Origin of the sequence: Cypionkella sp. TWP1-2-1b2 (assembly GCF_049896245.1) — a bacterium.
Classification (GTDB): domain Bacteria; phylum Pseudomonadota; class Alphaproteobacteria; order Rhodobacterales; family Rhodobacteraceae; genus Cypionkella.
Map to the genome: position 1 here is coordinate 131,006 of NZ_JAFCTX010000004.1, position 26,965 is coordinate 157,970.

Genomic DNA, 26,965 nt, shown 5'->3' on the forward strand with positions numbered 1-26,965 from the left:
CCCTGCCCACCCGCCGCTGCAAGTCGCGAAGTTCAGGCCCGCCGCAGGCCCGCACCTTCGGCCAATCTCGTCTGGCCTGATTCGGCGGGCGGCATGGACCGGAAGGTGGCCAGCGTAGAGCCGCCCGCCAAAGGCGCGAATTTGCATCCGATCAGACGGCCATCCAGCAGCCGCACCTCGCCACGCCAGCTGTCACGATCCCCAACGGTGGCCACGTATTCTTCGACTTCGGCCCAGATGGCACTGGGCGCAGATTGCACGCGCCAATGTGCCGACAGGGTGCGGACGGTATTATCCCCCAAAGTTTCCGCCGGATCATGAGCCCAAAGTGCCGCATAGCTGTTGTTTGACATCACCAACTGCCCCGATTGCGAGAACACCGCAATCGCTTCATCCATATGGTCAATCACCGATTGGCCAAGCTCCAGATCGGCGCGATAGCGGCGGGTGCGCAGCATTTCCGACGAGATGTCTTCGATCAACAGCGCCAAAGCCCCATTCGGATGCGGTCGCCCGACCACCCTGTAGGTTTGGCCATCCGGCAGACTCCAAGTTTCGTCATAAAGCCCGGTGGCGGCGGCCTTTTCAATCTCGACAATCTGCCGCCGCCAATCGCGGTAATCCTTCGGCTCGGGCAGCATCTTACGATCCCGCATCGCGTCTAGCACCGCCAGCAGCGAGGGGCGCAGTGAGAGGAAATCGGCGGGCAGTTGGGTCAGATCCATCAGGGCGGGTTTGAACAGTTGCAATTTGCGCTGACGGTCAAAGATCGCAAGGCCGATCGGCAGTTGCGCAAAGGTCTTGGTCAGGGTTTGCATGAAATCGCGCAGCGCAGTTTCTGCCTGCACCGCCGCATCGGCGGGAACAGCAAACATCAGATCGCCGTCAGCCTCCGCTCGGCTAGAGATATCGAACCACAGCGCGGGCTTGCCCACAGCCAACAGGCTTTGCCGCTGATCCTTGCCAGATTTCGCTGCCGCCCGGTTGAACAGCCGTGGCAGTGGCCAGCCCAACTCTTTGCCATCATCCAAAACCGCACAGGCCTGTAACAGATAGGGGCCGTTGGCCCAGACCACATCCCCCGCCACATTTTCGCGCCACAACAGCATAGGGGCGGTCGCAACTGTGTCTCGCAGCAGCGTCAGTTCATCCAACATCGCGCGCTGGGCAATCGCATCGCCGCCCGTGACATGACCGTCTTTGCTGGCATCAATCAGGGTCAGCTTGGTCAATCCGCCCGCATGTTCTGCTCTTAAGATCAAAGGCTTGGCACTTCCCACCGAAGGCAATTCAATCGCGCCATCATTTTGCAGCCGCTGCAACTGCGGCTCTAAATCTTCAAATCGCGCGGTCAGGAAGGCCATCAAACGGCCCCAAGCGGGCCCTTTCATCGGGCTTGTTGCCAAAAGCGCGCGGGCATTGGCCGTGCTGTCGACCATGATCTCGCCATCAAACAGAAACAGCGTCTCACTGCCGGTATCGGCGAAGATGCTGGCTTGTACCGGAAACTCGCGGGCGGGCAGCAGCCACAGCGCCAGCATACCAATACAGGCCGCCGTCAGCGAGGCTGCAACCACTGCGAGAATAAGCGGAAAAATCATCCGAATGCCTCATCTGAATGGGAGGGCCCCATGTTTTAATCAACCTAAGGAATAGATCGTTAACAGGTGGTTAAGGATGTGGCGGGGGGCGGGCTTTTGTGTGCTAGCCGACAAAGGGCAGGTTTTCACCCAAGGCCCCTGCAGCTTCCGCGAGAATGTCTGCAGCCTTCCAAGTCACTTCCACAATCGCCCCTGATCGCGCCGGGCGTTCTTCTGGCGACAGGAACGGGTCGGCAGCATTGGCGAAAGACAATTCGGCCCCGGTGCGTTCCAGCAGGGTTTTGGCAATGAACAGGCCCAGCCCCATGCCCTCATATTCCGGGCGCCGCGCCAGATCTTGCGCATCGCGGCGCGCGCGTACGAAGGGGTCGCCGATCCGACCCAGCACTTGCGCCGGAAAGCCGTCGCCATCGTCGATGATGCGCAGCAGGATGCGATCGGGGGTATATTGCGCGTCGACCCAGACCGTACTGCGGGCGAAATCCACCGCATTCTGCACCAGATTGCGCAAGCCGTGGATCAGTTCCGGGCGGCGCAGCACCACCGGCGACGGGCCGGTGCCTGCGATGGTGAAAATCACCTCAATGCCGCGCGCCATATGCGGCTCGGCGGCCTCTTGCAGGACAGCTTCCAACGGGGCCTGCCGCAGCAGCAGATCATCCTTCCCGGCCTTTCCCATCGACCGCAGGATGTCGCGGCAACGGTTGGCCTGCTCGCGGATCAGCCGCGCGTCTTCGGCGAGATCGGGCTGATCCGCCAATTCATCCATCATCTCAGAGCTGATCAGCTTGATCGTCGCCAATGGCGTGCCCAATTCATGCGCGGCGGCCGCCACCACGCCGCCAAGGTCGGTCAGCTTTTGTTCCCGCGCCAAGGCCATTTGCGTCGCCAAAAGCGCGTCAGACATCGAGTGCATCTCTGTCGCGACCCGGCGGGAGTACAAGCCGAGAAAGGCGATGCCGATCAGCAGTGACAGCCAGAAGCCGAAGGTAAACAGGCCGGGAATGGCGAATATCGTGCCATCGGCCAGCCGCAAGGGTATGTTAATCAGGCCGATAAAGCTGACAAAGGCCGCCGCGAGCACGCCGAGAATCAAGGTGCTGCGCAGCTCCAACGCGCTGGCGGATACCGTCACAGGTGCCAGCACCAGCAGCGCAAAGGGGTTGGTCAGCCCCCCCGTCAGAAACAGCAAAAAGCACAGCTGAGCCAAGTCGAACAGCAGCGTCAACATCGCCTCAAGCTCGGTCAGCCGCTTGTTCTGCGGGAAGATGAACACCGCAATCAGATTGGCAATCACCGCCAGCCCAACCGCCAGAAAACACAAGCCCAGCGGCAGTTGCATGCCATAATAGCGCGTTGCCACCAAAAGCGCCGCCAACTGACCAAAACTTGCCATCCAGCGCTGGAAGATCAGAGTGCGCAGCCGCAGCCAATCCGCACGCTCGGGCCGGAACTGCGCAGATTGGGCGGTTATGTCACGCTGGTTTGACATGGGATGCCTTGGCGGGGGCTGGCCTTTACGGCGGCTTTGCGATTGATAAGGCTTGGTTCGGCGCGGATCAATGCGCAATGAGGAGAGTGGGATGCTGAAGATCTATGCCGGATTGGCGGTTGTGGCGATAGGAGGGCTGTTGGGCGGCACGGCTTTTGTGGCATGGCAGCAGCGCGCCAATGATCCTTTCGCCGATTGTCGCGCCTCGACCGTGGCGGGTGGCGGTGGTGCGATTGGCGGGCCGTTCACTTTGGTCGATGAAGACGGCAAGACGGTGACTGACAAAGACGTGCTGGCAAAACCCGCGCTGGTCTACTTTGGCTACAGCTTTTGCCCGGATGTCTGCCCGCTGGATGGCGCGCGCAATGCCGAAGCGGTGGATTTGCTGAAAGCCAAGGGGCTGGATGTCACCCCGGTTTTTATCTCGATCGACCCCGAACGCGACACCCCTGCGGTGTTGAAGGATTTCACCGCAAATCTGCATCCCGACATGATCGGCCTCACCGGCACGCTTGAGCAAGTGCAGGTGGCGTCGCGGGCCTATAAGACTTATTTCAAAAAGCAGGACAGCGGCGATCAGTATTACATGATGGATCATTCGACCTTCACTTATCTGATGCTGCCCGGCAGCGGCTTTGCCGACTTCTTCACCCGTGACGATACCGCTGAACAAATTGCCACCCGCGCGGCTTGCTTTATTGAGAAAAGCTAGGCCGCGTTTGACGCTAAGCCTGTAGCGGCCTAGGTTAGCAAAGGAATGAACGGGGGATTTCATGGCAGATGATCTTGGCGCAGAACTGGGACCGGATCGCAGCTTGCTGCTGGTCGATGATGATGAGGTTTTCGTCAAGCGTCTTGCCAAAGCGATGGAAAAGCGCGGATTTGTGCCGGAAACCGCAGGCAGCGTGGCGGCAGGGCGGGCGATTGCCCTGGCGCGTCCTCCGGCCTATGCGGTGATTGACCTGCGGCTGGAGGATGGCAATGGCCTCGACGTGGTGGAAACCCTGCGCGAGCGGCGGCCGGATTGCCGGATCGTGGTGCTGACCGGATATGGCGCGATTGCCACGGCAGTGGCTGCCGTTAAAATCGGCGCGACGGATTATCTCTCGAAACCAGCCGACGCGAATGATGTGATGCAGGCGCTGCTGGCCAAGGGCGCTGCAATGCCGGAACCGCCGGAAAATCCAATGTCGGCGGACCGGGTGCGCTGGGAGCATATTCAGCGGGTGTATGAGATGTGCGACCGCAATGTCTCGGAAACCGCGCGCCGACTTTCGATGCATCGGCGGACATTGCAGCGGATTTTGGCCAAACGCAGCCCAAAATAAGCAGGTGCTTGAATTAAAAATCCTTTCAGCCTAAATGGCTCCACCATAATCCTGAAAGGATGCTTACGTGACCATTGATATCAACGGGCTGTCTCTTAAAGAGTTGAAAGATCTGCAATCGCAAGTGGCAAAGTCTATTGCGTCCTTTGAAGACCGCAAAAAGAAAGAGGCCCTTGCAGAGATTGAAGAATTCGCACGTGCGAAGGGCTTTTCTCTGGCCGAACTGACCGGGGTGACGGTTGCGCGCAAACGCTCTCCGGCTGTCGCGAAATACGCCAATCCGGCGGATTCATCTGACACTTGGTCGGGCCGTGGCCGCAAGCCGCGCTGGTTCGCGGCGGCATTGGCTGCGGGCAAACAGCCGGACGACATGTCGATCTAATCTGCTTTAGGTTGAAACTGAAGGTCGTCTCAAATGGCGGCCTTCAACCATTTCATGAAGATTCTCAATTCTGCCCGTTTTGGCCCCGACCTCGTGACCAGATAATAGGCCAGGCTTTCGTCTTTTATCTCACCCACCGCGATCAGATCGCCACTTGCCAGATCTTTCTCCATCAACGCTGCCGCCTCAACATGCAGGCCCAAACCTTGCCGTGCAGCCGAAAGCGCCAATTCTTCGGTTGGAATATAGGTGATGTTCATAGCATCGGGTTTCAGCCCGAAACTGCGCAGCCAGATCAAAGCCTCGGGCCAATCGGGTTCAATCACCCAAGGCATCGCCGACATTTCCGCCGTGGTCAGCTTTTCACGCCCCTGCAACAGTGACGGCGCTGCGACGATGATATAATGCGCCGAGGTCAGAAATTCTGCCTCCACCCCCGGCCATTTGCCATCACCAAAGCGGATCGCCAGATCAAGCCCGTCGCGTCGCAGATCCATCACCCGATGTTCGGGGTGCAGCGATAACCCGATCTCTGGATGTGCCTTCCAGAACGCCCCCAGTCGCGGGATCAGCCATTGCGCGGCGAAAGCCGGGGTCAGCGTCACCCGCAGCGGCGCATTCGGGTCAGCGCCGCGCAGATCGTTCACCGCCACCTCGATGCCGTGGAAGCCATCTGTCAGCGCCTGCGCCAGCTTTGCGCCCTCTGCGGTCAGCGCAAGCCCTCTGCCTTGGCGATAGATCAGCTCGCGCCCCAGATCAGCCTCCAAGCTGCGCACCTGCTGGGCGATGGCAGCGTGGGTGACGTTCAGATCGCGGGCGGCGCGCGAGAAGTTTTGCAGCCGCGCCGCAGCCTCAAACGCACGCAACGCGGTCAGCGAGGGGAAGTTTTTCCAGTCAACAGACATGATAGCCAATCTAACAGTTTGGAAAAATCGCTGACTCGGGGTCTGGGCCGAAATGCGCTATAAATACGCTATGACGACAAGCAAATAGGAGCAAGTCATGTTAAACATTCTCGCAGATGCCCTGCTGATCGCCCTGCGCGCCAGCCCGGCCCCAACACCCCGTGATCGCTTTCCCAGCCGCCCGACGGAAACCCGTTGGACCAAGCAAAACAGCGATCGGTTCTAGATCTTGAGTGCCGCCAGCAAATCCAAATGCCGCGCGACATAATCCGCCCGCACCTGTGCGGGCGGTCTTAATTTGATCTCCAGCCCACGCAACAAAGCCGTATCAGGCCTGCCGAACAGCTTATCCGCCTCGGGTTCCGAAAACCCCGCGATCTGCACCGCCTCCAGCCAGGCCGAGATTTTATCCGCCGCCTTGATCGCCCTTTTCACCACCACAGGCAGCACCGCTGGCAGACCAAACCGCAGATGCACCGCCGCCGTCAGCCGCACATCCAACTCGGTATAGCTTGGTCCGACCGCAGATTTCACCGGGCTGATCATATCGCCAATCACATATTCCGGCGCGTCATGCAGCAAAGCCGCCAACTGCCACTTCGCATTCGCTGGGTTCTGCCGCGCATAAATCTGCTCCACCAACAGCGAATGTTCTGCCACCGAATAGGCAAAATCACCCCGCGTCTGCCCGTTCCAGCGCGCCACAAACGCCAAACCATGCGCGATATCGGCGATCTCGATATCCATCGGCGTCGGGTCCAACAGGTCAAGCCTGCGCCCCGACAGCATCCGTTGCCATGCGCGCGGTTGTTTCATGCCTCCCTCCCAGCCTTTTTTACTGCCATTCACGGCGCGAGTTGTCGAGAGGCCCTGTAAATGCTATCTGCCCGGCAACCACAGGATCAAGGAGTGCGCCAGATGGCGAAGGATTACATCGTTAAGGATATTGCGCTGGCCGCGTTTGGTCGCAAAGAACTGGTCATCGCCGAAACCGAAATGCCGGGCCTGATGGCCTGCCGCGAGGAATTCGGCACCACCAAGCCGCTGAAAGGCGCGCGGATTGTCGGATCGTTGCACATGACGATCCAGACCGCTGCCTTGATCGAAACGCTGACCGCTTTGGGCGCGGATGTGCGCTGGGCGTCCTGCAACATCTTCTCGACCCAAGACCACGCTGCAGCAGCTATTGCCGAGGCTGGCATCCCGGTTTTCGCCATCAAGGGCCAGACCCTGACCGAGCATTGGGATTATCTCGACCGTTCCTTTATGTTCCCCGAGGGCGCGAACATGATCCTCGACGACGGCGGCGATGCGACGCTTTATGTTCTGCTCGGTGCCCGCGCTGAGGCTGGAGAAGAAATCATCCCCGTTCCGCAGTCCGAGGAAGAGGAGGTCATCAAACTTCAGATCGCCAAGCGGATGAAGGAAACCCCCGGTTTCTTCACCAAAACCAAGGCCGCGATCAAAGGCGTGTCGGAAGAAACCACCACGGGCGTCCACCGTCTGTATGATCTGCATAAAAACGGCCAACTGCCGTTCCCTGCAATCAACGTCAATGACAGCGTCACCAAGTCGAAATTCGACAACAAATACGGCTGCAAGGAATCGCTGGTTGATGGCATCCGTCGCGCCACCGATACCATGATGGCCGGTAAGGTCGCCGTGGTCTGCGGTTACGGCGACGTGGGCAAAGGCTCGGCGGCCAGCTTGCGTGGCGCGGGTGCCCGTGTGAAGGTCACCGAAGTCGACCCAATCTGCGCGCTGCAAGCCGCGATGGACGGCTACGAAGTGACGCTGCTGGAAGACGAAGTAGCCAACGCGGATATCTTCATCACCACCACCGGCAACAAAGATGTGATCCGCATCGAGCATATCCGCGAGATGAAGGATATGGCGATTGTCGGCAACATTGGCCATTTCGACAACGAAATTCAGGTTGCGGCGCTGAAAAATCACAAATGGACCAACATCAAAGAGCAGGTCGATATGATCGAGATGCCCTCGGGCAGTCGCATCATCCTGCTGTCGGAAGGCCGTTTGCTGAACCTTGGCAACGCCACCGGCCATCCGTCGTTCGTGATGTCGGCCTCGTTCACCAATCAGGTTCTGGCGCAGATTGAACTGTGGACCAAGGGCGCTGACTATGCGCCGGGCGTCTATATTCTGCCGAAAGAATTGGATGAGAAAGTCGCGCGCCTGCATCTGAAGAAAATCGGTGTGAAGCTGACTGAACTTCGCAAGGATCAGGCGGATTACATTGGCGTCAAGGTCGAAGGCCCTTTCAAGGCCGAGCATTACCGCTACTGATTTGCAGTCAACCACAACATGTTGTGGTTGATATGCGAAAATTGCGACTAAAACACAAGTCTCTCCCCGCTGGGAAGAAATTGTGAGACATACTGGGCGGGTTTCACTCCACCCTAAACCGCGTTCAATCACCAAGGTCCGGGGGAAACCTCGGGCCTTTTGCGTTGTGACGTTGCATCGGAAGCCTTCTGCGCAGGGGGGAACCTGTCGTGATATTTCCCTTTGTGTGAATTACTCCATCGCCTAATGTGCGCCCACCCTGCCCCAAACGGCAGCTTTATCGGTCCGACAAACGAGGGAAAATAGAATGAGCAAGCGTGACGATCTGATCGCCAAATATGCCGAAGATCTGAAAACCAAGTGCAAGATTAACCCGGATATGGATCTGCTGACCAAAGTGACCATCGGTTGCGGTCCGGCGGTCTACAGTGCCGACAGTGAGACTGTCGCTGGTTCGGACAAATCCGAGCTTGAGACGGTGAAAAACAATTTCCTCGTCAAAAAATTGGGCTTGGCAGACAGCCCGGCGCTGATGGAAGCGATCAATGCGGTGATCGACACCTATGGCCGCGCCGAGCGCAACAAATATCGCGCCGTGGTCTATTACATGCTGACCAAGCATTTCGGCAAAGAAGCCGTCTACGCCAAATAAGCTACGCGGCGCAATGATCTGCGGGTCGCGATAGGTTTGTCAGACATTGCCATTTCCAGAAAGCCGCGCGATTGTGCGGGGCTTTCTGTGAAAGGTTTTCAATGTCCTCCGCCCCCCACACCGCGCAAACCGCCGATGCCACGGTGCTGCCGATCATTCTGGCCGTCAGCTTGGGGCATTTGCTGAATGATCTGATGCAATCTTTGATTCCAGCCGCCTATCCGCTGCTGAAGGAGAATCTGGCGCTGTCATTTGCGCAGGTCGGCTTGATTACCTTGGTGTTTCAGGGCACTGCTTCGATCCTGCAACCGCTGATCGGGCTTTATACCGACAAACGCCCCTTGCCCTATGCTTTGGCGGCCGGGATGGCCTCAACCGGGATCGGGCTGGTGCTGCTTGCCAATGCGCAGACGTTCGCGGCGGTACTGGGCTCGGTTGCGATGATTGGTCTGGGCTCGTCGATCTTCCACCCCGAGGCATCACGCATCGCCCGGTTGGCGGCGGGGATGCGCCCCGGATTTGCGCAGTCTTTGTTTCAGGTGGGCGGTAATACCGGCTCTGCTTTGGGTCCGCTCGCGGCTGCCTTTGTGGTGATGCAGCGTGGTCAGGTGTCGATAGAATGGTTCGCCGGGGTGGCGATGCTGGGCATGGTGCTGCTGTGGCTGGTTGGGCGCTGGTATACTGCCGTTGGTGCCGGGCGTGCGCTGGCGCGGCGCAGTCGGGCGCGGGCGGCGGTGGCGGTGCCGAAAGCCACAGTGCGGCTGGGGATGTTCATTCTGATCGTGCTGATGACCTCGAAATTCCTCTACTCGGTGTCGCTGTCGAACTACTACACCTTCTATCTGATTGAGCGTTTTGGCCTGACAGTCGGGCAATCCCAAATCTGCCTGTTTATCTTCCTTGCGGCGGTGGCGGCGGGCACGATTATCGGCGGGCCCATCGGCGATAAGATTGGGCGGCGCAAGGTGATCCTGTGGTCGATCCTTGGCATCCTGCCGCTGACCTTGGTGATGCCATGGCTGCCCTTGGTGCCAACGGTGCTGGTCGCGGCGCTGGCAGGTCTGATGCTGGCTTCGGCCTTTCCGGCGATGGTGGTCTATGCGCAAGATCTGATGCCGCACAGCACCGGCATGGTGGCGGGTTTGCTGTTTGGCCTAGCCTTCGGAATTGCGGCTTTCGGCGCGGCGGGGCTGGGCGTGTTGGCAGACGCGTGGGGCATCGTGGCAGTCTACAAGATTTGTGCATACCTTCCGCTGTTGGGTCTGGCCGCGTTCTTTTTGCCGGAGCCGAAAGCCTGATCGCTCCGATTTGATACAATTCCCAGACACTTGTTGTTTGCGCGACTCGGGAGCCTTGCGTAGCTTGAAAGAACAGGCAGTAGCCTAGGACCTTTTACAGAACACGTGTGGTGCTGAGGGAGCACGTGGGGTGGATGGGGGGTCCTTTAGGGGTAATGGGCCCCCCATTTTGTTTGCAAAACGGGGCTTAGTCTTTTCATTTCGGCGAAGATGTTTGGCGTGTTAGGGTAGCGTTTTCAAAGCGTCTCCCTCATTCCCAAAAGGCTTTCCCGATGACCCGCTCCCTTATTCTTACCAATACAACTGTTCCAAATGGCAACGGCGTGACTGTCGCCGCAGACTTTGACTCGGTCTATGTGGCTGCCGGAGCCAGCCTGATCGCAAACAGCACTATTGCGGTAGATGGCATACACAGCGCACGGGCAGAAACCGTGGTAGATGTGGCGGGCTTTGTCCTTGCCTACACAGCAATCGCAATGGCGGGCTCAAACGCGCGCGTCACGATCTACGACGGTGGCGCTGCATCAGGCGACAACTTTGGTGCATTTTTCAGCGGCATCAACGCCCAGCTTATCAATTACGGCGCAGTTTCGGGCCTCTACGCGGTCTATGCCAGCGAATACGCACGGGTGACCAACCATGGGCTGATTTCGGGAGGGTTCGCGGCGGTTTCTTTGGACGCGGGCGGCAGGTTGGTGAACGATGGCGATATTGTCGGCACCATAGGCGTGCTCGCCAATGGGGCCGTCGCAGTCGCCAACCACGGCAACATCACCGGAACAATCGCATTTCAAGCATCCAGTTTTGATGACAGCCTGATCAATACGGGCCGAATCTATGGCAGCGTCAGCATGGGGCTCGGCGTTGATCTGATCGACACCATCGCGGGGCGAATCGACGGCAGCGTTTCGATGGGCGAAGGTGACGATACTTATCAGGGCGGTGCCGGGGTTGATATCGTCTCAGGCGATGACGGCAATGATGACCTGTCAGGCGGCGCAGGTCGTGATCGCTTTATCGCCGGCAACAGCGATGGCGATGATGATATTGACGGCGGAACGGGTGTAGACACCTACGATGGGCATTTGTTGTCGGGGGCGATCACGGTAAACCTTGCCGCCGGGATCGCGCGCTCAGCCGGGTCTATCGACAGCCTGACGGGCATCGAAGATGTGATCGGCGGAACCTTGGCCGATCGTTTGACCGGGGATAGCCTCGCCAATCGCCTGCAAGGTCAGGCCGGGAACGACGCGCTGGATGGCGGCATCGGCAATGATGTTTTATTCGGTGGTGCTGGCAATGATTCGATTATCGGCGGTGTAGGCAACGACCGGCTGTTTGGCGGCGAGGGTGTGGATAGGCTGTACGGCGGTGATGGTAACGATGTGTTGTTCGGCAGCTATGATGTTGACCTGATGACAGGCGGTGCGGGCGCAGATCGTTTCGACTTCAATGAGATCGAGGAGACATTTGCCAACGCGGGCACTGGTCGTGACCGGATACTGGATTTCGTCAACGGCCTCGATGTGATTGATCTGTCGACGATGGACGCTGTCCTGACGGCTGCCGGAGATCAGGCGTTCAGCTTTATAGGCACGGCGGCCATCACCGACTATGGCCAACTCAGCTATCGGTTTGTGGGCGGCGCAACCTATATTTCGGTCAGCGTCAACAGCCCAGGCCGGTTGGATATCATTCGGCTGGATGGCGAGCATATTATGACGGCTGCTGACTTTATTCTTTAAGGTCGGCTGCTTTAAGCCAGCCCGCCCATAACGCAAACAAGCTGCCATTCCTCAGGCGTCACTGGCTGCACTGATAGCCGAGCGGTGGTGACAAGCTTCATCATCGCCAGACTGGGATGCCGTTTGCAATCCTCAAGCGTCACCGTCCGCAGCAGTGGGCGAACGGCGCGGATATGCACGCAATCCCAGCGCGGATCATCCGTGGTGCTATCGGGCTGCGATTCGCGGCAAACCTCGACAATGCCAACAATTTCTTTGCCGATGTTGGAATGGTAGAAAAAACCGCGATCCCCAATCTTCATCGCCCGCATGTTGTTGCGCGCCTGATAGTTGCGTACGCCATGCCATTCCTCACCTGCGGCACCGCGCGCGCGTTGCTCAGGCCAGCCCCAAGTGTCGGGTTCAGATTTGAACAGCCAGTAGTTCATCAGCCAATGACCTTCTTCCACTCGCTGATCATCACGCTGTCAAACAGACCAGCCATCGCATATGGGTCCGCCGCAGCCCAAGCCTGCGCTTGGTCCAACGTGTCCACATTCAACACCACAAGACTGCCCGTCATAGCGCCTTCGTTCAGAAATGGCCCCGCCATTTCGACCACGCCCGAGGCTTCGACGTAAGCCAGATGCGCGGAGCGATTATCAACGCGGGTTTGCAGTTGGCCGGGTTTGTCTTTGCAGATAAGGGCGACGCGCATGGGTTACTCCTGTTTCAAAGGGCGGGACAGCAGGGCAGAGATCGCCTGCGGCAAGGTGATATCTTTGTCGATCAGCGCGGCGATCATGGTTGTGATCGGCATATCAATGCGCATGGTTTTGGCTATATTGGACACGGCTTTTGCCGTCGCAGCCCCCTCTACCGTGACATTGGGGTCGAAGGCCTGACCTGCGCCAAGCGCCTGACCAAAGCGGAAATTCCGCGATTGCGCCGAGGTGCAGGTCAGCACCAGGTCGCCAAAGCCCGACAGTCCCGCAAGTGTTTCAGCGCGCCCGCCCAAAACCAGCGCAAGTCTGGTCATCTCGGCATACCCCCGCGTCATCAAAGCCGCGCGGGCGGAATCGCCAAGGCCTGCACCCATCACGATGCCCGCCGCGATGGCGATGACGTTTTTCAAAGCACCGCCTAACTCGGCCCCGGTTACGTCCGTGGTGCGGTAAAGCCGCAAGCTGGGCGTAGACAACAGATGTTGCAAGGCCTCGCCTTCGACACAGGCCAGCGTCAAAGCGGTGGGCAGACCCCGCGCGATATCGGCGGCAAAGCTGGGGCCGGTGAGGATGGCGAAGACCGAGTCCGGGCAGGCGGCCTCGATCAGCGCGGTGGGGCCTTTGAGGGTGGTCAGGTCAATCCCCTTGCAACACGCCACCAAGGGCAGGCCGTTCAGACGGGGATTGGCGACAAGAAAGCCGCGCAGGGCTTGCATCGGCAGCGAGAGCAGCAGCACCTCGGCCGCAGTCAAATCCGCCAGTTCCGCTGTCACAGAGACTGTTTTCGGCAGCTTGACTCCCGGCAGCCGTGCCTCATTGGCACCAGAGCGGGCGATTTCGGCCATATGATTTGCGTCGCGCGCCCAGAGCCGCACCTCGCGGCCCTCGCGGCCTAAAGCCACTGCCAACGCGGTGCCAAACGCCCCCGCGCCCACAATGCCGATCATGCCTTGGCCCCCTTTTTGCCGGAACCGATCATTGGGGCCGCCGAAGCATCCAACGGCCAGCGCGGGCGGGCGACCAGATCCATGCCGTCGATAGCTCCCGCACGAAACCGCTCGATCCCCGCCCAAGCAATCATCGCCGCATTGTCGGTGCAAAGCTGCAAGGGCGGGGCGAGGAAACGGATGCCAGATTGCGCGCAAATAGTCTCTAATCTGGCCCGAATGGCTATATTCGCGGCCACGCCACCCGCGACCGCTAAGGCGGGCTCGGCAGGCGAAAGCTCGGCGTAAATCGCCAAAGCGCGGCGGGTTTTCTCGGCCAGAACCTCGGCCACGGCGACCTGAAACCCAGCGCAAAGATCGCGGCGGTCTTGCACAGTCAGCCCGCCCTTTTCAGCAATCACCGCATCGCGGGCGCGCAGAAGGGCGGTTTTCAGGCCGGAGAAGGACATATCGCAACCGGGGCGGTCCAGCAGCGGACGCGGAAAGGTGAAGCGTTTCGGGTCCCCCAGCGCCGCTTCGCTCTGCACAGCGGGGCCGCCGGGTTGCGGCAATGCCAAAAGCTTGGCAGTTTTGTCAAAGGCTTCGCCGGGCGCGTCATCAATCGTGCCACCAAGCCGTTGAAAGCGTTCAGCAGAATGCACAATCAGGAACTGGCAATGCCCACCCGACACCAGCAGCATCAGATAGGGAAACGCCAGTTGATCGGTCAGGCGCGGAGTCAAAGCATGGCCTGCGAGGTGATTCACTCCGACCATCGGCAGCCCAGTCGCCAGCGAAAGCGCCTTCGCCAGCATCACCCCGGACAACACGCCGCCAATCAACCCCGGCCCCGCCGTCACCGCAATGCCATCCAAACCAGCCAAAGCGACGCCACTTTCGGCCAAAGCCTGTTCAACGCAATGATCCAGCCGCTCGGCATGGGCGCGCGCGGCGATTTCGGGCACAACGCCGCCGAAAACCGCGTGCAGGGCGGTCTGGCCTTCCACCACAGAGGACAAAATCTGCGGCAGCTGCCCCGGCACATGACGGATCACGGCGGCGGCGGTGTCGTCGCAGCTGGATTCGATGCCCAGAAAGGTAAGGGTTGCCGTCATGGTCCGCCGTTGATTGCCTGCCCTATCGCAGGTAACACCAAGGCCATGGCCAGACAATCCCAACCCACCATCCTGCTGACGCGGCCTTTGGCGCAGAGCCAACGGTTTGCGGACCAGATCGGCGGTGCGCTGATTTCGCCTTTGATGCGTCCAGAGTTTTTGTCGCCCGAACTGCCACCCGGCGATTTTGCCGCTGTAGTGCTGACATCCGAGACCGGAGCCGAGGCCGCCGGGCGGATTTCCGCCAGTGGGGCATCCGTGCCGAAGCAGGCGTTCTGCGTGGGCAATCGCACCGCAGAGACAGCGCGGGCGATGGGATTCGTCGCAAGCTCGGCTGCGGGGGCTGCCGATGATCTGCTGGCGCATATTGTCTCTGCCGCTCCGGTCGGGCGCTTGCTGTTGCTGCGGGGGCAGGACAGCGTGGGAGATCTGGAGCAGAGGCTGATTTCGGCAGGATTAGAGACTGTTTCGCAGATCATCTATCGCCAGATCGCTCAAATTTTGACCGATAAGGCGATCGCCGTGCTGCAAGGTCCTTCCCCGGTGATCCTGCCGATTTTCTCGCCGCGCTCTGCGCGACTTCTGGCGGTGGAACTGCGGCGCGTTGCGGCAATAGCACCGATCTGGCTGGCGGCGCTGAGCGCTGCGGTGGCGGAAGCCTTTGATTTCCCCACTGTGTTTACCGAAATCGCTACCCGACCGGAGAGTGCGGCGGTGCAGGCGGCGGTTGACGCGCTGCGCGGGCGTGGATGACTTCTTGAACCCCTGCGGGCCTCGGCCTAACTTCACAGCAACAGTGGCCGCAATGCGATGGCCCAAAGCGCAAAAGCGAGGTCTGCAATGACTGACACAGAGACGAGTGAGCTTGAGGCCCCCCCGGTGATGGCGTCGGAGCCGATCCGGGCGATGCCTGCGCCCGCCCGCAGGCATGGCTGGTTTGGCCCGATCCTGGGTGGCGTGATAGCGGCGGGCGCGGGGTTTGGCCTTGCGCAATATGTGCCGGGCGGCTGGCCGGTGCAGGATATCTCGGCGCTACAGGCGGCTTTGACGGCGCAGCAGGCGGAAACCGAGACTTTGAAAGCGCAGGTTGCCGAACTTGCCGCGCGGCCCGTCGCTGGACCTGACAATGATCTGGAGGCGCGAGTGGCGGCGCTGGCCGATCAGGCTGCCCCTGACATAGCACCGCTACAGCAGCAGATTGCGGCGTTGGAACAGCGGTTGACAGCCGTTGAAGCCATGCCGATCAGCGGCAATGCACCCTCGGCAACAGCGCTTGCGGCCCAGAAAGCGGCGGCGGATGCGGTGTTGAAGCAGGCCGAAGACACCGCTGCTCAGATCAAAGCTGATGCGGTGGCCACGGCGAAAGCGTCAGAGGCCCGCGTGGCTTTGGGTCGGGTGCAGGCGGCGCTGGACAGCGGCTCGGCCTATGCCTCGGCCCTGCCCGCCTTGGGTGATGTGCCTGCGGTGTTGGTGGAAAACGCCGAAACAGGGCTGCCGACCTTGGCGGCATTGCAAGATGGGTTCCCTGCGGCCTCGCGCGCGGCTTTAGAGGCGGCCTTGCGGGCGAATATGGGCGAAAGCTGGTCGGACCGGGTGGCGAATTTCCTGCGCACCCAGACCGGGGCGCGATCCTTGACACCGCATGAGGGCAATGACCCCGATGCGATCTTGTCGCGCGCCGACGCCGCGCTGGCTGCGGGTGATATCGCAGCCGCGCTAACCGAAATCTCAGCGCTTCCCCCCGAAGCGCAGGCGGCTTTGACCGATTGGCAGGCGATGGCTGAAAAGCGGCAAGCGGCGGTCGCGGCAGTTGCGGGCCTTGCCGCAGCGATGCAATAGGAGCGCGCGATGATTTGGTCACTGATCAAGGTTCTGCTGTTCATCGCCGCGATTGCCGGGCTGACCTATGGTGCGGATATGCTGCTGCACAGCGACGAAGGCGTGCGGATTTCAATGGGCGGCTGGGAGTTTACCCTTGGCCCGTTGCAAACAGCGATCCTGTTGCTGTTGCTGGTGGTGGCCCTGTGGGGGCTGATGAAGCTGGTGGGCTTCATCGTCGCCACCCTGCGGTTTCTGAACGGCGATGAAACCGCGATCTCGCGCTATTTCGACCGCAACCGCGAACGCAAGGGCTATCAGGCTCTGAACGATGGCCTGATGGCCTTGGCCGCAGGTGAAGGGCGCTTGGCTTTGATGCGGGCGCAAAGGGCGGCGAAGTTTCTGGAAAGGCCAGAGTTGACGACGCTGCTGGTGGCGCAGGCGGCAGAGGCTGCAGGCGATACCAAACGCGCGACCGAGGCGTATAAAACGCTGCTGGCCAGTGATTCCTCGCGTTTTGTTGGGATTCGCGGGCTGATGAAGCAAAAGCTGGCCGAAGGCGACACCGATACCGCTTTGGCTTTGGCCGAGAAGGCCTTTGCGCTGAAACCCAAACACGCCGAGACGCAGGATATTCTGCTAAAACTGCAATCCGAGAAAGCCGATTGGAAGGGTGCGCGGGTGACATTGGGGGCCAAGCTGAAGGGCGGGGCCTTGCCGAAGAATGTCTATCGCCGCCGCGATGCCGTGCTGGCCCTGCAAGAGGCGCGCGGGGTGATGGATCAAACTGCGACGGTCGAGGCGCGTGAAGCCGCGATCGAGGCCAACCGCAAGTCGCCCGATCTGATCCCGGCGGCGGTGATGGCCGGGCGCGGGTTGATCGACAAGGGCGACAAGAAATCCGCAACTCGTGTGCTGAAAAAAGCGTGGGAAATGCTGCCGCATCCCGAAATCGCCGCCGCCTTTGCCGAGATTGAACCCGATGAAGTGCCGCAACAACGCCTGAAACGCTTCCGGGCGCTAACAGCGATCCACCCTGAAAGCGATGAAACCCGGCTGCTGCTGGCCGAATTGAACATCACCGCCGAGGAGTTTCCCGAAGCCCGCCGTGCGCTGGGCGATCTGATCACCCGGCATCCGACACAACGCGCCTTGGCGATCATGGCGGCGATAGAACGTGGCGAAGGCAGTGATGACGCGGTGGTGCGCGGCTGGTTGTCGAAGGCGCTGACCGCCCCACGCGGGCCGCAATGGTGCTGCGACAAATGCCAAGCCATCCACAGCCTGTGGCAGCCGATCTGCGAGAATTGCGGCGGCTTTGACACGCTCAGCTGGCGCGAGCCTGTCGAGGTGAACGGGCCCAGCGTGACCGGGGCGGAGCTGCTACCGCTGCTGGTCAGCGCACCCGTGGTGGTGGTGGCTGCGAAGCCAGATGTGGTGGCAGAGCCCGAGATCATCGACCTTGCCGCCGTGGCGCGCAGTGCAAATTGAACAACCCGGCGGGGGTTGACTTCGTTTTGGCCGCGCCCTAGGAGAAGCCACCAGAAAGTGCCGCTGTAGCTCAGCTGGTAGAGCACGTCATTCGTAATGATGGGGTCGGGAGTTCGAGTCTCTTCAGCGGCACCACTTTCTGAATTCTCCGCATAGCTTTAGGTTGCAGAACGGAAGATCCCAGTGCTGGGTCTTCCTGAATTCAGCATGTTGTGGCGCGCGCGTATGGGTCCGGGTTTTTGGGGCCGCAATGCTGGATTGCGGCCCGCTTATGTTTTCAAACCCTCAGATCACTCAGAGGATTTTGCCCAGAGGTTGATGGATTTCTCCTCCGAAATCGTGTCGATGGCGGCGAATTCGGCGGCGGTGAACTCCAGATTATGGATCGCCCCGACGCAATCGACGATTTGCGGGGGCTTCGAGGCGCCAATCAGAGCCGAGGTGATGCCGCCGCCGCGCAGAACCCAAGCAATCGCCATTTGGGCAAGGGTTTGGCCGCGCGCCTGCGCCATCTCGTTCAGCTTTTTCACCGATTCAACCGCCTTTTCCACCACCGAAGGGTGCAAAGACTTGTCCTGCGCGGCCCGGCTGCCCTCTGGGATGCCGTTGAGGTATTTGTTGGTCAGCAAGCCCTGTGCCAGTGGCACGAAGGCGATGGAGCCCATCCCAAGCTCGCTCAGCGCGTCTTTCAGCCCATCGGTTTCAACCCAACGGTTGAGGATGTTATAGCTCGGCTGATGGATCAGGCAGGGGGTGCCCAATTCTTTCAGAATGGCGTGGGCTTCGCGGGTGCGCTGGGTGTTATAGCTGGAAATTCCAACATACAGCGCGCGACCGGACCGCACGATATGATCCAACGCCATCATGGTTTCTTCCAGTGGCGTGTCGGGGTCAAAACGGTGCGAGTAGAAGATATCGACGTAATCCAGCCCCATCCGCTTCAGGCTTTGGTCGCAGGAAGCGACCAGGTTTTTACGCGAACCCCATTCGCCATAGGGGCCGCCCCACATTTCATAGCCCGCCTTTGACGAGATGATCAGTTCATCGCGGTAGGGTTTGAAATCGGTTTTCAGGATGTCACCGAAGGCTTCCTCGGCCGAACCGGGTGGCGGGCCGTAGTTGTTGGCCAGATCGAAATGGGTAATGCCCAGATCAAACGCGGTGTGGCACATCGCGCGTTTGGTGGCGTGCGGCGTGTCATGGCCAAAGTTGTGCCAGAGCCCAAACGAGATCGCGGGCAGCTTCAGGCCAGAGTTGCCGCAGCGGCGGTAAGGCATAGACGCGTAGCGGTTTTCGGCGGCGGTATACATGGCGAGCCCTCTGTTTGGTTTGCGCTAACAGTTCGGGCGAAACCGCTCTGGCGTCAAGGGCGGGGTGCGACAGTTTTGCGTAGAAAACGTGATCGGGGGCAGCGTTGCCCTTTCGCGCCGATCACGGCATAGTGTGGATGCGTCTGGTTGGAGTATCCATGTATAGTGTTCAGTTCAAGAAAACGTCGCGCATCGTCGCGGGGGCTTTGATGCTGAGCCTGATGGCGGGTTCGGCAGGCCAAGCGCTTGATCGGCTTGAGTTTAGCGTGCCGGGTGCGCCGAAGGCATTAGAGAAAGAGCTGCGATCTGCCTCGATTTTGCTGGCGTCCGAAAAAGCTGGCAACACTCAGGTGCAGGATATTTTCACCGATGCACGGGCGGAGTATGCCAGCCTGCTGAATGCACTGTATGCGCGCGGCTATTATTCGGCGGTGATCCACGTTTATGTCGATGGCGTCGAGGCTGCCAGCATTGCACCGTTGGATGCGCCGGGGTCGATCTCGGCGATCAAGGTTGTGGTAGAACCGGGGCCGGAATTTTCTTTCAGTCAAGCGCGGATTGCACCCTTGGCCAAGCGTACCGAACTGCCCGAGGGGTTTGCAGTGGGCAAGACCGCGGAAAGTGGTGTGATCCTGGAGGCGGTGACTGCGGGGGTGAACGGCTGGCGCGATCGCGCGCATGCCAAGGCGGATGTGGCCAGCCAAAAGCTGACGGCGGATCATGCCAAGGCCACGCTGGCGGCGGATGTGGTGCTTGACCCCGGCCCTGCCCTGCGGTTTGGGCGGCTGACGATCAAAGGTGCTGACCGGATGCGGCTGGCGCGGGTGCGCGCGATTGCGGGTCTGCCGGAAGGCCGTGCTTACTCGCCTGCCGAACTAGAGCGTGTTGCTTCGCGCCTGCGCCGCACCGGGGTGTTCAAATCGGTGACGCTGACGGAGGATGATGCGATCACCGCGCCCGATCTGCTTGGCATCACAGCAACCTTGGTCGAAGACAAGAAGCGCCGCTACACGTTCGGCGCCGAGTTGAGCAGCAATGATGGCGCGACGCTGAACGCGGCTTGGCTGCATCGCAACCTGTTTGGCGGCGGTGAGCGGTTGAAGATCAGCGGTGATGTCACCAATATTGGCTCGGCCGTGGGTGGGGCAGATTATATGCTTGGCATCTCGTTGGAGCGTCCGGCCACCTTTAGCCCAGATACCACGGCGGGTGTTGCTTTTAGCTATGGCAGGATGAACGAGGCCGACTACAAAGCCGATTTGTTCAGCGCGACCGTGACGCTCAGCCAAGTGGTGACAGAACAGCTGTCGGGCAAAGCGGGGCTGTCGTATGACTACGCCCGTATTACCGATCCGATTGGCGACTCCACCTATCGCGTCCTATCGCTGCCGATCAGTGTGATTTGGGATCGGCGCGACAGCAAAACCGATGCGACGCGGAACTTCTATGTCACGGGCGAGGTGAAGCCATTCCTGGGCTTTGGCGATACTGACAGCGGCGTGCGAGCGACGTTTGATCTGCGTGGCTATCGGGCCTTGGGTGAGGCGAAGCGGTTGGTTCTGGCCGGGCGGGTGCAGGCGGGCGCGGTGTTTGGCGCAAGCCTTGCGGGCACGCCGCGCGATTATCTGTTCTACTCGGGCGGCGGTGGCACGGTGCGCGGGCAGCCCTACCAATCCTTGGGCGTCAATGTGTTAAGCGACGGCATGGGCGGCACGTTCCAGACTGGCGGCAAGACCTTTATAGGCGGCTCATTTGAGGCGCGGATGAAGGTGACGGACTCCATCGGCGTGGTGGGTTTTGTCGATATGGGCCGGATCGACGCCAGCGAATTCTTCAGTGATTCTGGGGATTGGCACGCAGGCGCGGGCGTCGGGGTGCGCTATGCGACTCCGGTGGGGCCAATCCGGCTGGATATCGCCGGGCCTGTCGGCGGATCAACCGGCGACGGGGTGCAGATTTACGTTGGTTTGGGGCAGGCATTCTGATGCGGAAATTATTCCTTGCCAGTTGTTTGGCTTTGCTGCCGCTGGGCGGGCACGCGCAAACCGATGACCGCGACTATCTGACGGCGTTTCTGGAAGACAGCCTGTCGGGCGCTGGCCGCAAGGTGGTGGTGACTGGCTTTGCGGGCGCTTTGTCGTCGCAGGCCAGCCTGACCGAATTGACCATCGCCGATGATAGCGGCGTCTGGTTGACCCTGCGCGATGTGAAGCTGGACTGGAGCCGATCTGCGCTGTTGTCGGGCGAAGTGGTGGTGAATGAATTGACCGCAGGGGAGATCATTCTAGACCGTCTGCCTGTCGCGGGGTCTGGTGCGCCATCGCCCGAAGCGGGGACGTTTGCTTTGCCCGACCTTCCGGTTTCGGTTGAGATTGGCGAGATTTCCGCCAAGCGCATCGTGCTGGGTCCAAGCGTGCTGGGCACTGGGCTGGAGGCGACGCTGGATGCCTCGCTGTCTTTGTCGGGCGGCGAGGGCAAGGGCAGTCTGGTGCTGGAACGCACCGATGCGGGGCCGGCGGGTAAGGTTTCACTGACCGCATCTTACGTCAACGCGACGCAGCAGGTGTCGATTGATCTGGCGGCAGAGGAAGCGGCGGGCGGCATTGCTTCGGTCAAGCTGGGTCTGCCCGGCGCGCCTTCGGTGGCGCTGAAGGTGAGGGGCGCGGGCCCTGTTACCGATTTCGCCGCCGATGTGGCGCTGACCACTGATGGCGTGGATCGGCTGGCGGGTAAGATCAGCCTGACGGGTCAAAAAGATGGCGCGACGGCGTTTTCGACCGATCTGGCGGGCGATCTGGCCCCGCTGTTCCTGCCGTCCTATGCCGAGTTTTTTGGCAATGCGGTCAGGCTGACCACGGCGGGCCAACGCTGGCCGGATGGTCGTTTGGCGCTGGATAGCCTGATGGTAAAAGCCAAAGCGCTGGCGCTGCAAGGCTCTTTGTCTTTGGCCTCGGATGGCCTGCCGCAAAAGTTCAACCTGACCGGGAAGATCGCGGCACCCGATGGCAGCCCGGTGCTGTTGCCGCTGACCACTGATCTTCCGGTCAAGGTCACTTCCGCCGATATCTCTGTGGCCTACGACGCCACGCAAGACGAAGGTTGGGACGCCAACATCGTCATTCTGGGCTTTGACAGAGCCGATTTTCGCGCCAGCAGCCTGTCGCTTTCCGGCTCGGGCCGTATCGCAAGGCTGGCGGGTGCGCGGCAGGTGGGCGGCAATTTCAAGTACACCGCCGAAGGGTTGCAGCCGACCGACCTGAACCTTGGCCGCGCGCTGGGTTCGGTAGTCTGGGGCGATGCCTCGGCCTATTGGCGCGAAGGCGATGGCAGTGTCACCGTGCAACGGCTAAGCCTGACCGGAGAGGATTATTTGGCGCTGTTGAACGGCAAGATCGAAAGCCTCAGCGATGCCTTTGCGATCACCGGCAAAGCCAGCGCCAAGATGGAAGACCTCTCACGGCTTTCGGGTCTGGCGGGGCGCAATCTGGCGGGCGCGGCAGAAGTATCGGTCAGCGGCAACGGCAGCCCGATCACGGGGGCGTTCGATCTGACTGGCAGTGCCACGGGGACCGATATGCAGGCGGGTGTGGCCGAGTTGGACAATTTGCTGCGTGGGCAGGCGACAGTGACGGCATCGGTTTTGCGCAGCACGGAAGGCACCACGCTGCGCGATCTGACGGTGCAGGCATCGTCGTTGAAGATGAAAGCCAAGGGCAGCTTGGCGAGCACGCGCAGCGACATCACCGCCAATCTGCTGTTCCGCGATTTGGGCAGCTTGGGTGGGCAGTATCGCGGCGCGCTGGGCGGCGAGGCGCATCTGACCGGGACGCCACAGGCGGGCAAGCTGACGTTTGATGCCAATGGCCGCGGCTTGGCGATTGGCAATCCGCAGGTGGATAAGCTGCTCGCGGGGAACTCTGTGGTTGGGTTGGTGCTGTCGATGAAAGACGGCGTGCTGCAGGTGGATAGTGCCAAGCTGACCAACCCACAGCTAGAGGCGCAAGCCTCGGGCACCGCAACGGGTGACAAGCAGACGGTCGATCTGACGGCGCGGTTGAAGAATTTGGCGCTGATCGTGCCAGAGTTTCCGGGTGCTTTGTCGGTGACGGGCACGGCGGTGCAGGATGCGTCTGGTGTAACGCTTGATCTGGCGGGCAAGGGGCCGGGGCAGATTGATGCGACGGTGAAGGGTAAAATCGCGCGGGGGTTTGGCGCAGGTGATCTGGCGATCAAGGGCACGGCGCAGGCAGCTTTGGCGAATGCGTTCATCCAGCCAAGGGCGATTTCCGGGCAGATGGGGTTTGATCTGCGGCTGAATGGGCCGCTGGGGTTGCAGTCTTTGTCCGGTCCGGTGACGCTGTTGGGCGGGCGCTTGGCCGATCCGAGTTTAGCCTTTGCGTTGCAGGATATCACGGCGCGGGCCAATCTGGCGCGGGGGCAGGCGGCGATTGATGTGACCACGGCTGTCTCGTCTGGTGGCAGTTTGACGGTGAACGGCACTGCGGGCCTGAGCGCGCCCTATACGGGCGATCTGGCAGTGGATTTACGGCAAGTGACATTGCGCGACCCTGATCTTTATGAAACCACGCTGAACGGCGGCGTCACGCTGAAAGGCCCGCTGATGGGCGGTGCGATGATCGCGGGCCGTATTGGGCTGTCGGAAACCGAATTGCGCGTGCCCTCGACAGGCTTCGGCGGTGCGGGTGGTTTGCCGGGGCTGGAGCATAAGAACGAGCCGAGACCTGTGCGCGCCACCCGAGCGCGGGCGGGGTTGATTGCTACGGGCAAAGATGGTGGCGCAGGCGGCAGTGGGCCGGGCTATGGGCTGGACATCACCGTGTCCGCCCCCAGCCTGTTCATCCGGGGGCGGGGTCTGGATGTTGAGATGGGCGGCGAATTGCGCCTGCTGGGCAACACCAATGCGGTGGTGCCCTCCGGTGCGTTCGAGCTGATTCGCGGCCGGTTGGAGCTTTTGGGCAAGCGTCTCGATCTGTCCGAGGCGGTGTTGCAGATGCAGGGCGATCTGGTGCCCTATATCCATATCCTCGCCAATACGCAAAACGACGGCATCACCAGCGGCGTGACGATTGATGGCCCCGCGACCGATCCGACTGTCACTTTCACCTCGACCCCCGAACTGCCGCAGGAAGAAGTCTTGGCGCAGTTGCTGTTCGGGCAGGGCTTGCAGAACCTTTCGGCGTTTCAGGCGCTGCAACTGGCCAATGCGGTGGCGACGTTGGCGGGGCGCGGCGGGCAGGGTATTGTCTCCAAACTCCGCGAGGGCTTTGGGCTGGACAATCTTGATGTGAAGACGGATGCGGCGGGCGGGGCTTCGGTCACGGCGGGTAAGTATCTGACCAAGAACATCTATTCCGAAGTGACAGTGGATCAGAATGGCCAGTCTGAGATTGACCTGAACCTGGATGTCAGCAAATCCATCACTTTGCGGGCAAAGTCTGGGTCGGATGGCGATACCGGCTTGGGCGTGGTGTTAGAGAAAGACTACTGAAACGGCTTGCGGTTGCGGTTGCGTTCGGCATCCACAGCCGCGCCCAGCAGCACCGCATAGGCGCTGACATAAAGCCACATCAGCAGCACCACCACCGCGCCAATCGAGCCATAAACCCGGTTGTACGACGCGAAATTCGCCAGATACAAAGTGAAGCCGCGCGTCGCGATCACCCACAGGATCACCGCCACCAGCAGACCCCAGGACAACAACGGCGGCTTGGTGCTGGTGTAGTTTGGCCCCAAACGGTAGGCCAGACCCACCGCCAGAACCGCAGCCACAATCCCCAGCAGCAGGTTCGAATCCGCCAGCATCGAACTGGGAATAGCGCTGGGCAGATAGGTCAGCACCACCGGCAGGATCACCGCCATCACCAAGGCGGACAGCACCAAGCCGACCAGCACAAAGGTCAGCACGATCGCACGCAGCTGATGCCAATGGCCGGAACGGTTGGGCAGATGATGGATGGCGTTCAGGCCCCGGATCAACGCCGCCACCCCGGCGCGTGCGGACCACAGCGCTAGGGCTGTGGACACAAGTGTGGTCAGGCCCAGATTGCCTGCAGGCACCGCAAGCAACGCCTCAACCTGACCGAAGATCAGCGAATAGGCGTCATTCGGCAGAAAGCCGCGCAGCAGTTCGATTTCATCGCGGATCACCGAAGGATTTGAAATAAACCCCCAGATCGCGATGATCGCTGCGGCCGCCGGAAAGATCGCCAGAAAGGCGTAGAAGGCCACACCCGCCGCGATCAGATCCAGCTCGGCCTGTTCGGTGCGGCGATAATACCGCAGGATTGCTGCGTTGACATTGGGAGGCAGCAGTCGCAATCGCATCAGTCTTCGCCTTCCAGTCGCACACGCAATTCGCGCAATACGGGTAACACCGCACGGACCTTATCGGCTCCCAATGCAGTGACAACTTCTGCGATGAGTGGCGAAACTGACGCTACGGCAGCATCGCGGGCTGATCTGCCTGACGGGCTGATGGCGACAAACTTCTGTCGTGCATCGTCCCAATCCGGGCGGATGTGGATATGGCCCGCCCATTCCAGCTTGGCGAGGGTGTTGGTCATCGCGCCGCGTGTGACGTGAAAGGCGCGCGCCAGTTGCGCTGGGGTGCGTTCTTCGTTCAGCCTTGCCAGATGGTTCAGCACCGAGAAATGCGACAGCTCCATCCCCTTCGGCAGCGCTTTCGAGATGCGGTTGCGCGCAAGTTGGTCAGCCATGAACAACTCGCCAAACAGCGCCACGGCGATCTCGTCGGTGCGGGGGTCGGTCATGGCCCGGTGAACTCCCGGTCATGGCTGAGCGAGGGGACGCGGGCGCGGGCGTTTCCTACTGCGCCGAGATCGAGGTCAACAAAGCTGACGCCGGGTTGGGTGCCCGCATCGGCGAGGATTTCCCCCCATGGCGCAATCGCCAACGAATGGCCGTAGGTGTTGCGGCCCTTGCCATGGCTCTCGGGATGGAAACCAGTCTGCGCCGGGGCCAGCACGAAACACCCGGTTTCAATGCCGCGGGCGCGCAGCAAAATGTGCCAATGCGCAGCCCCGGTGAAGTGGTTGAACGCGGCGGGAACCGTGATGATCTGCGCGCCCGCTTGCGCCAGACGGCGATACAGATGCGGGAAGCGCACGTCATAGCAGACCGTCATGCCGATTTTGGCGAAGGGTGTTTCCGCCAGCACCGCCTTGGTGCCGGGGCGGTAGCCGGCTGATTCGCGGTAAACCTCGGTTTTCGATACATTCACGTCAAACATGTGGATCTTGTCATAGCGGGCCGCGATGTCGCCTGTTGGCGTGATAAGAAAAGACCGGTTGGCAAAGCGACCATCGGCGTCGTGGGTCAGCACGCCAAGCGATCCGATCAGCAGCCAAATGCCTGCCTTGGCGGCCTGATCGCGCAGGGCAGCAAGCGTTTCATCCTGATCCTCATGCCGCATCACGGCGCGCTGATGGGTGCGGCTGGAGGACAAAAGATTGGTACATTCCGGCGTCAGCACAAAGCCAGCACCGCCTGCCACCGACTCGGCAATCCGCGCCTGCGTTACCGCCAAATTGGCAACCGGATCATCGCCAACCGTCAGTTGCACCAACCCCGCGCGCATCAGGCCAACATCGGATCAAGTTTGCCCGCATGATCCAGCGCGTGCAGATCATCGCAGCCGCCAACGTGGCTGCCGCCAATGAAAATCTGCGGCACGGAACGGCGACCTGCGCGTTCGGTCATCTTTTGGCGCAAGGAAGGGTCAGCCCCCACGTCGATTTCCTTGTACGTCACACCCTTTTTCTTCAGCAAACCCTTGGCGGCAATGCAATAGGGGCAGGTTTGGGTGGTGTAAATCTCAACGGTTTTCATGCGGCTATCCTTAGAGTCATCG

Annotated in this window: 26 protein-coding genes and 1 tRNA gene; 14 read left to right on the forward strand and 13 right to left on the reverse strand. The window is 60.6% G+C overall.

Annotated features, from left to right (window positions below; all coding sequences use genetic code 11):
• Positions 1-32: 32 nt before the first annotated feature.
• Together ACP7AP_RS03770 and regB are read right to left on the reverse strand one after the other, a co-directional pair.
• The gene (locus tag ACP7AP_RS03770) at positions 33-1,601 is read right to left on the reverse strand and encodes a PAS-domain containing protein (RefSeq protein WP_426032378.1); all 1,569 of its coding nucleotides are present in this window, start codon (positions 1,599-1,601) and stop codon (positions 33-35) included.
• A gap of 103 nt (positions 1,602-1,704) precedes the next feature.
• Positions 1,705-3,093, reverse strand: coding sequence for a sensor histidine kinase RegB (gene regB / locus ACP7AP_RS03775; protein WP_426032380.1), 1,389 nt, complete (start codon positions 3,091-3,093; stop codon positions 1,705-1,707).
• Positions 3,094-3,184: 91 nt separating this feature from the next.
• On the opposite strand from regB, the gene ACP7AP_RS03780 reads away from it, so the two are divergent.
• From ACP7AP_RS03780 to ACP7AP_RS03790, 3 genes are all read left to right on the forward strand, one after another.
• Positions 3,185-3,805 carry an SCO family protein gene (locus tag ACP7AP_RS03780; RefSeq protein ID WP_426032382.1) on the forward strand — a complete coding sequence of 207 codons (621 nt, stop codon included), beginning with the start codon at positions 3,185-3,187 and terminating at the stop codon, positions 3,803-3,805.
• A gap of 61 nt (positions 3,806-3,866) precedes the next feature.
• A complete protein-coding gene (locus ACP7AP_RS03785; protein ID WP_426032384.1) occupies positions 3,867-4,421 on the forward strand; it encodes an ActR/PrrA/RegA family redox response regulator transcription factor in 555 nt (184 codons plus the stop codon).
• 67 nt (positions 4,422-4,488) lie between these two features.
• Positions 4,489-4,803, forward strand: coding sequence for an H-NS family nucleoid-associated regulatory protein (locus tag ACP7AP_RS03790; RefSeq protein WP_426032386.1), 315 nt, complete (start codon positions 4,489-4,491; stop codon positions 4,801-4,803).
• A 29-nt stretch (positions 4,804-4,832) separates the two neighbouring features.
• On the opposite strand, the gene ACP7AP_RS03795 is transcribed toward ACP7AP_RS03790, so the two are convergent.
• Positions 4,833-5,708 carry a LysR family transcriptional regulator gene (locus ACP7AP_RS03795; RefSeq protein WP_426032388.1) on the reverse strand — a complete coding sequence of 292 codons (876 nt, stop codon included), beginning with the start codon at positions 5,706-5,708 and terminating at the stop codon, positions 4,833-4,835.
• A gap of 97 nt (positions 5,709-5,805) precedes the next feature.
• Between ACP7AP_RS03795 and ACP7AP_RS03800 the strand changes: the two genes are divergently transcribed.
• On the forward strand, positions 5,806-5,934 hold the full coding sequence (locus ACP7AP_RS03800) for a hypothetical protein (RefSeq protein ID WP_426032390.1): 129 nt from the start codon (positions 5,806-5,808) through the stop codon (positions 5,932-5,934).
• Here ACP7AP_RS03800 and ACP7AP_RS03805 read toward each other — a convergent pair.
• Complete coding sequence (locus ACP7AP_RS03805; protein WP_426032392.1) at positions 5,931-6,524, reverse strand: hypothetical protein; 594 nt, start codon at positions 6,522-6,524, stop codon at positions 5,931-5,933. The genes ACP7AP_RS03800 and ACP7AP_RS03805 overlap by 4 nt on opposite strands.
• Positions 6,525-6,626: 102 nt before the next feature.
• Here ACP7AP_RS03805 and ahcY point away from each other — a divergent pair, with 102 nt between their 5' ends.
• From ahcY to ACP7AP_RS03825, 4 genes are all read left to right on the forward strand, one after another.
• Complete coding sequence (gene ahcY, locus ACP7AP_RS03810; RefSeq protein WP_426032394.1) at positions 6,627-8,015, forward strand: adenosylhomocysteinase; 1,389 nt, start codon at positions 6,627-6,629, stop codon at positions 8,013-8,015.
• A gap of 307 nt (positions 8,016-8,322) precedes the next feature.
• A complete protein-coding gene (locus tag ACP7AP_RS03815) occupies positions 8,323-8,667 on the forward strand; it encodes a DUF2853 family protein (RefSeq protein WP_426032396.1) in 345 nt (114 codons plus the stop codon).
• A gap of 101 nt (positions 8,668-8,768) precedes the next feature.
• Positions 8,769-9,965 carry an MFS transporter gene (locus ACP7AP_RS03820; RefSeq protein ID WP_426032398.1) on the forward strand — a complete coding sequence of 399 codons (1,197 nt, stop codon included), beginning with the start codon at positions 8,769-8,771 and terminating at the stop codon, positions 9,963-9,965.
• 272 nt (positions 9,966-10,237) lie between these two features.
• Positions 10,238-11,710 (forward strand): calcium-binding protein, encoded by a 1,473-nt coding sequence (locus ACP7AP_RS03825; RefSeq protein ID WP_426032400.1) that lies wholly within the window; start codon positions 10,238-10,240, stop codon positions 11,708-11,710.
• Between the two features lie 11 nt (positions 11,711-11,721).
• On the opposite strand, the gene ACP7AP_RS03830 is transcribed toward ACP7AP_RS03825, so the two are convergent.
• Genes ACP7AP_RS03830 through tsaD form a run of 4 tightly spaced genes read right to left on the reverse strand, consistent with a single transcriptional unit; the run spans position 11,722 to position 14,455 of the window.
• Entirely contained in the window at positions 11,722-12,138 is a 417-nt protein-coding gene (locus ACP7AP_RS03830) for an EVE domain-containing protein (RefSeq protein ID WP_426032498.1), read from the reverse strand.
• On the reverse strand, positions 12,138-12,407 hold the full coding sequence (locus tag ACP7AP_RS03835; RefSeq protein WP_426032402.1) for a YciI family protein: 270 nt from the start codon (positions 12,405-12,407) through the stop codon (positions 12,138-12,140). The genes ACP7AP_RS03830 and ACP7AP_RS03835 overlap by 1 nt, the downstream gene beginning before the upstream one ends.
• 3 nt (positions 12,408-12,410) lie before the next feature.
• Entirely contained in the window at positions 12,411-13,361 is a 951-nt protein-coding gene (locus ACP7AP_RS03840; RefSeq protein WP_426032404.1) for an NAD(P)H-dependent glycerol-3-phosphate dehydrogenase, read from the reverse strand.
• Complete coding sequence (gene tsaD / locus ACP7AP_RS03845) at positions 13,358-14,455, reverse strand: tRNA (adenosine(37)-N6)-threonylcarbamoyltransferase complex transferase subunit TsaD (RefSeq protein ID WP_426032406.1); 1,098 nt, start codon at positions 14,453-14,455, stop codon at positions 13,358-13,360. Before tsaD ends, ACP7AP_RS03840 begins: the two co-directional genes overlap by 4 nt.
• 45 nt (positions 14,456-14,500) lie before the next feature.
• Here tsaD and ACP7AP_RS03850 point away from each other — a divergent pair, with 45 nt between their 5' ends.
• The 4 genes from ACP7AP_RS03850 (at position 14,501) to ACP7AP_RS03865 (ending at position 17,899) form a co-directional block, all read left to right on the forward strand.
• Entirely contained in the window at positions 14,501-15,208 is a 708-nt protein-coding gene (locus ACP7AP_RS03850) for a uroporphyrinogen-III synthase (protein WP_426032408.1), read from the forward strand.
• A gap of 87 nt (positions 15,209-15,295) precedes the next feature.
• Entirely contained in the window at positions 15,296-16,294 is a 999-nt protein-coding gene (locus tag ACP7AP_RS03855) for a COG4223 family protein (RefSeq protein WP_426032410.1), read from the forward strand.
• Between the two features lie 9 nt (positions 16,295-16,303).
• Positions 16,304-17,764, forward strand: a complete 1,461-nt coding sequence (locus tag ACP7AP_RS03860; RefSeq protein ID WP_426032413.1) for a heme biosynthesis protein HemY — start codon at positions 16,304-16,306, stop codon at positions 17,762-17,764.
• A 59-nt stretch (positions 17,765-17,823) separates the two neighbouring features.
• Positions 17,824-17,899: transfer RNA gene (locus ACP7AP_RS03865), tRNA-Thr, on the forward strand.
• Positions 17,900-18,054: 155 nt separating this feature from the next.
• On the opposite strand, the gene mgrA is transcribed toward ACP7AP_RS03865, so the two are convergent.
• On the reverse strand, positions 18,055-19,074 hold the full coding sequence (mgrA, locus tag ACP7AP_RS03870; RefSeq protein ID WP_426032415.1) for an L-glyceraldehyde 3-phosphate reductase: 1,020 nt from the start codon (positions 19,072-19,074) through the stop codon (positions 18,055-18,057).
• 158 nt (positions 19,075-19,232) lie between these two features.
• Here mgrA and ACP7AP_RS03875 point away from each other — a divergent pair, with 158 nt between their 5' ends.
• Both ACP7AP_RS03875 and ACP7AP_RS03880 read left to right on the forward strand, forming a co-directional pair.
• Entirely contained in the window at positions 19,233-21,059 is a 1,827-nt protein-coding gene (locus ACP7AP_RS03875) for an autotransporter assembly complex protein TamA (RefSeq protein WP_426032417.1), read from the forward strand.
• On the forward strand, positions 21,059-24,583 hold the full coding sequence (locus ACP7AP_RS03880; RefSeq protein WP_426032419.1) for a translocation/assembly module TamB domain-containing protein: 3,525 nt from the start codon (positions 21,059-21,061) through the stop codon (positions 24,581-24,583). Before ACP7AP_RS03875 ends, ACP7AP_RS03880 begins: the two co-directional genes overlap by 1 nt.
• Here the strand turns inward: ACP7AP_RS03880 and ACP7AP_RS03885 are convergent.
• From ACP7AP_RS03885 to grxC, 4 genes are read right to left on the reverse strand one after another with little or no spacing between them, the layout of a single operon-like run.
• Positions 24,577-25,419, reverse strand: a complete 843-nt coding sequence (locus ACP7AP_RS03885) for a YihY/virulence factor BrkB family protein (RefSeq protein WP_426032421.1) — start codon at positions 25,417-25,419, stop codon at positions 24,577-24,579. The two genes, ACP7AP_RS03880 and ACP7AP_RS03885, sit on opposite strands and share 7 nt — an antisense overlap.
• A complete protein-coding gene (locus ACP7AP_RS03890; RefSeq protein ID WP_426032423.1) occupies positions 25,419-25,865 on the reverse strand; it encodes a MarR family winged helix-turn-helix transcriptional regulator in 447 nt (148 codons plus the stop codon). Before ACP7AP_RS03890 ends, ACP7AP_RS03885 begins: the two co-directional genes overlap by 1 nt.
• Entirely contained in the window at positions 25,862-26,692 is an 831-nt protein-coding gene (locus tag ACP7AP_RS03895; RefSeq protein ID WP_426032425.1) for a carbon-nitrogen hydrolase family protein, read from the reverse strand. The genes ACP7AP_RS03890 and ACP7AP_RS03895 overlap by 4 nt, the downstream gene beginning before the upstream one ends.
• Positions 26,692-26,943 (reverse strand): glutaredoxin 3, encoded by a 252-nt coding sequence (gene grxC / locus ACP7AP_RS03900; RefSeq protein ID WP_426032427.1) that lies wholly within the window; start codon positions 26,941-26,943, stop codon positions 26,692-26,694. The genes ACP7AP_RS03895 and grxC overlap by 1 nt, the downstream gene beginning before the upstream one ends.
• Positions 26,944-26,965: the final 22 nt, after the last annotated feature.

Excerpts from the sequence above, each read along its gene's own strand:
- mgrA (WP_426032415.1), bottom strand. The coding sequence starts at position 19,074 with ATGTATACCGCCGCCGAAAACCGCTACGCGTCTATGCCTTACCGCCGC.
- ACP7AP_RS03795 (WP_426032388.1), bottom strand. The coding sequence starts at position 5,708 with ATGTCTGTTGACTGGAAAAACTTCCCCTCGCTGACCGCGTTGCGTGCG.
- ACP7AP_RS03830 (WP_426032498.1), bottom strand. The coding sequence starts at position 12,138 with ATGAACTACTGGCTGTTCAAATCTGAACCCGACACTTGGGGCTGGCCT.
- ACP7AP_RS03780 (WP_426032382.1), top strand. The coding sequence starts at position 3,185 with ATGCTGAAGATCTATGCCGGATTGGCGGTTGTGGCGATAGGAGGGCTG.
- ACP7AP_RS03885 (WP_426032421.1), bottom strand. The coding sequence starts at position 25,419 with ATGCGATTGCGACTGCTGCCTCCCAATGTCAACGCAGCAATCCTGCGG.
- ACP7AP_RS03895 (WP_426032425.1), bottom strand. The coding sequence starts at position 26,692 with ATGCGCGCGGGGTTGGTGCAACTGACGGTTGGCGATGATCCGGTTGCC.
- grxC (WP_426032427.1), bottom strand. The coding sequence starts at position 26,943 with ATGAAAACCGTTGAGATTTACACCACCCAAACCTGCCCCTATTGCATT.
- regB (WP_426032380.1), bottom strand. The coding sequence starts at position 3,093 with ATGTCAAACCAGCGTGACATAACCGCCCAATCTGCGCAGTTCCGGCCC.
- tsaD (WP_426032406.1), bottom strand. The coding sequence starts at position 14,455 with ATGACGGCAACCCTTACCTTTCTGGGCATCGAATCCAGCTGCGACGAC.
- ACP7AP_RS03840 (WP_426032404.1), bottom strand. The coding sequence starts at position 13,361 with ATGATCGGCATTGTGGGCGCGGGGGCGTTTGGCACCGCGTTGGCAGTG.
- ACP7AP_RS03770 (WP_426032378.1), bottom strand. The coding sequence starts at position 1,601 with ATGATTTTTCCGCTTATTCTCGCAGTGGTTGCAGCCTCGCTGACGGCG.
- ACP7AP_RS03785 (WP_426032384.1), top strand. The coding sequence starts at position 3,867 with ATGGCAGATGATCTTGGCGCAGAACTGGGACCGGATCGCAGCTTGCTG.
- ACP7AP_RS03880 (WP_426032419.1), top strand. The coding sequence starts at position 21,059 with ATGCGGAAATTATTCCTTGCCAGTTGTTTGGCTTTGCTGCCGCTGGGC.
- ACP7AP_RS03815 (WP_426032396.1), top strand. The coding sequence starts at position 8,323 with ATGAGCAAGCGTGACGATCTGATCGCCAAATATGCCGAAGATCTGAAA.
- ACP7AP_RS03825 (WP_426032400.1), top strand. The coding sequence starts at position 10,238 with ATGACCCGCTCCCTTATTCTTACCAATACAACTGTTCCAAATGGCAAC.
- ACP7AP_RS03820 (WP_426032398.1), top strand. The coding sequence starts at position 8,769 with ATGTCCTCCGCCCCCCACACCGCGCAAACCGCCGATGCCACGGTGCTG.
- ahcY (WP_426032394.1), top strand. The coding sequence starts at position 6,627 with ATGGCGAAGGATTACATCGTTAAGGATATTGCGCTGGCCGCGTTTGGT.
- ACP7AP_RS03875 (WP_426032417.1), top strand. The coding sequence starts at position 19,233 with ATGTATAGTGTTCAGTTCAAGAAAACGTCGCGCATCGTCGCGGGGGCT.
- ACP7AP_RS03805 (WP_426032392.1), bottom strand. The coding sequence starts at position 6,524 with ATGAAACAACCGCGCGCATGGCAACGGATGCTGTCGGGGCGCAGGCTT.
- ACP7AP_RS03890 (WP_426032423.1), bottom strand. The coding sequence starts at position 25,865 with ATGACCGACCCCCGCACCGACGAGATCGCCGTGGCGCTGTTTGGCGAG.
- ACP7AP_RS03800 (WP_426032390.1), top strand. The coding sequence starts at position 5,806 with ATGTTAAACATTCTCGCAGATGCCCTGCTGATCGCCCTGCGCGCCAGC.
- ACP7AP_RS03835 (WP_426032402.1), bottom strand. The coding sequence starts at position 12,407 with ATGCGCGTCGCCCTTATCTGCAAAGACAAACCCGGCCAACTGCAAACC.
- ACP7AP_RS03855 (WP_426032410.1), top strand. The coding sequence starts at position 15,296 with ATGACTGACACAGAGACGAGTGAGCTTGAGGCCCCCCCGGTGATGGCG.
- ACP7AP_RS03850 (WP_426032408.1), top strand. The coding sequence starts at position 14,501 with ATGGCCAGACAATCCCAACCCACCATCCTGCTGACGCGGCCTTTGGCG.
- ACP7AP_RS03860 (WP_426032413.1), top strand. The coding sequence starts at position 16,304 with ATGATTTGGTCACTGATCAAGGTTCTGCTGTTCATCGCCGCGATTGCC.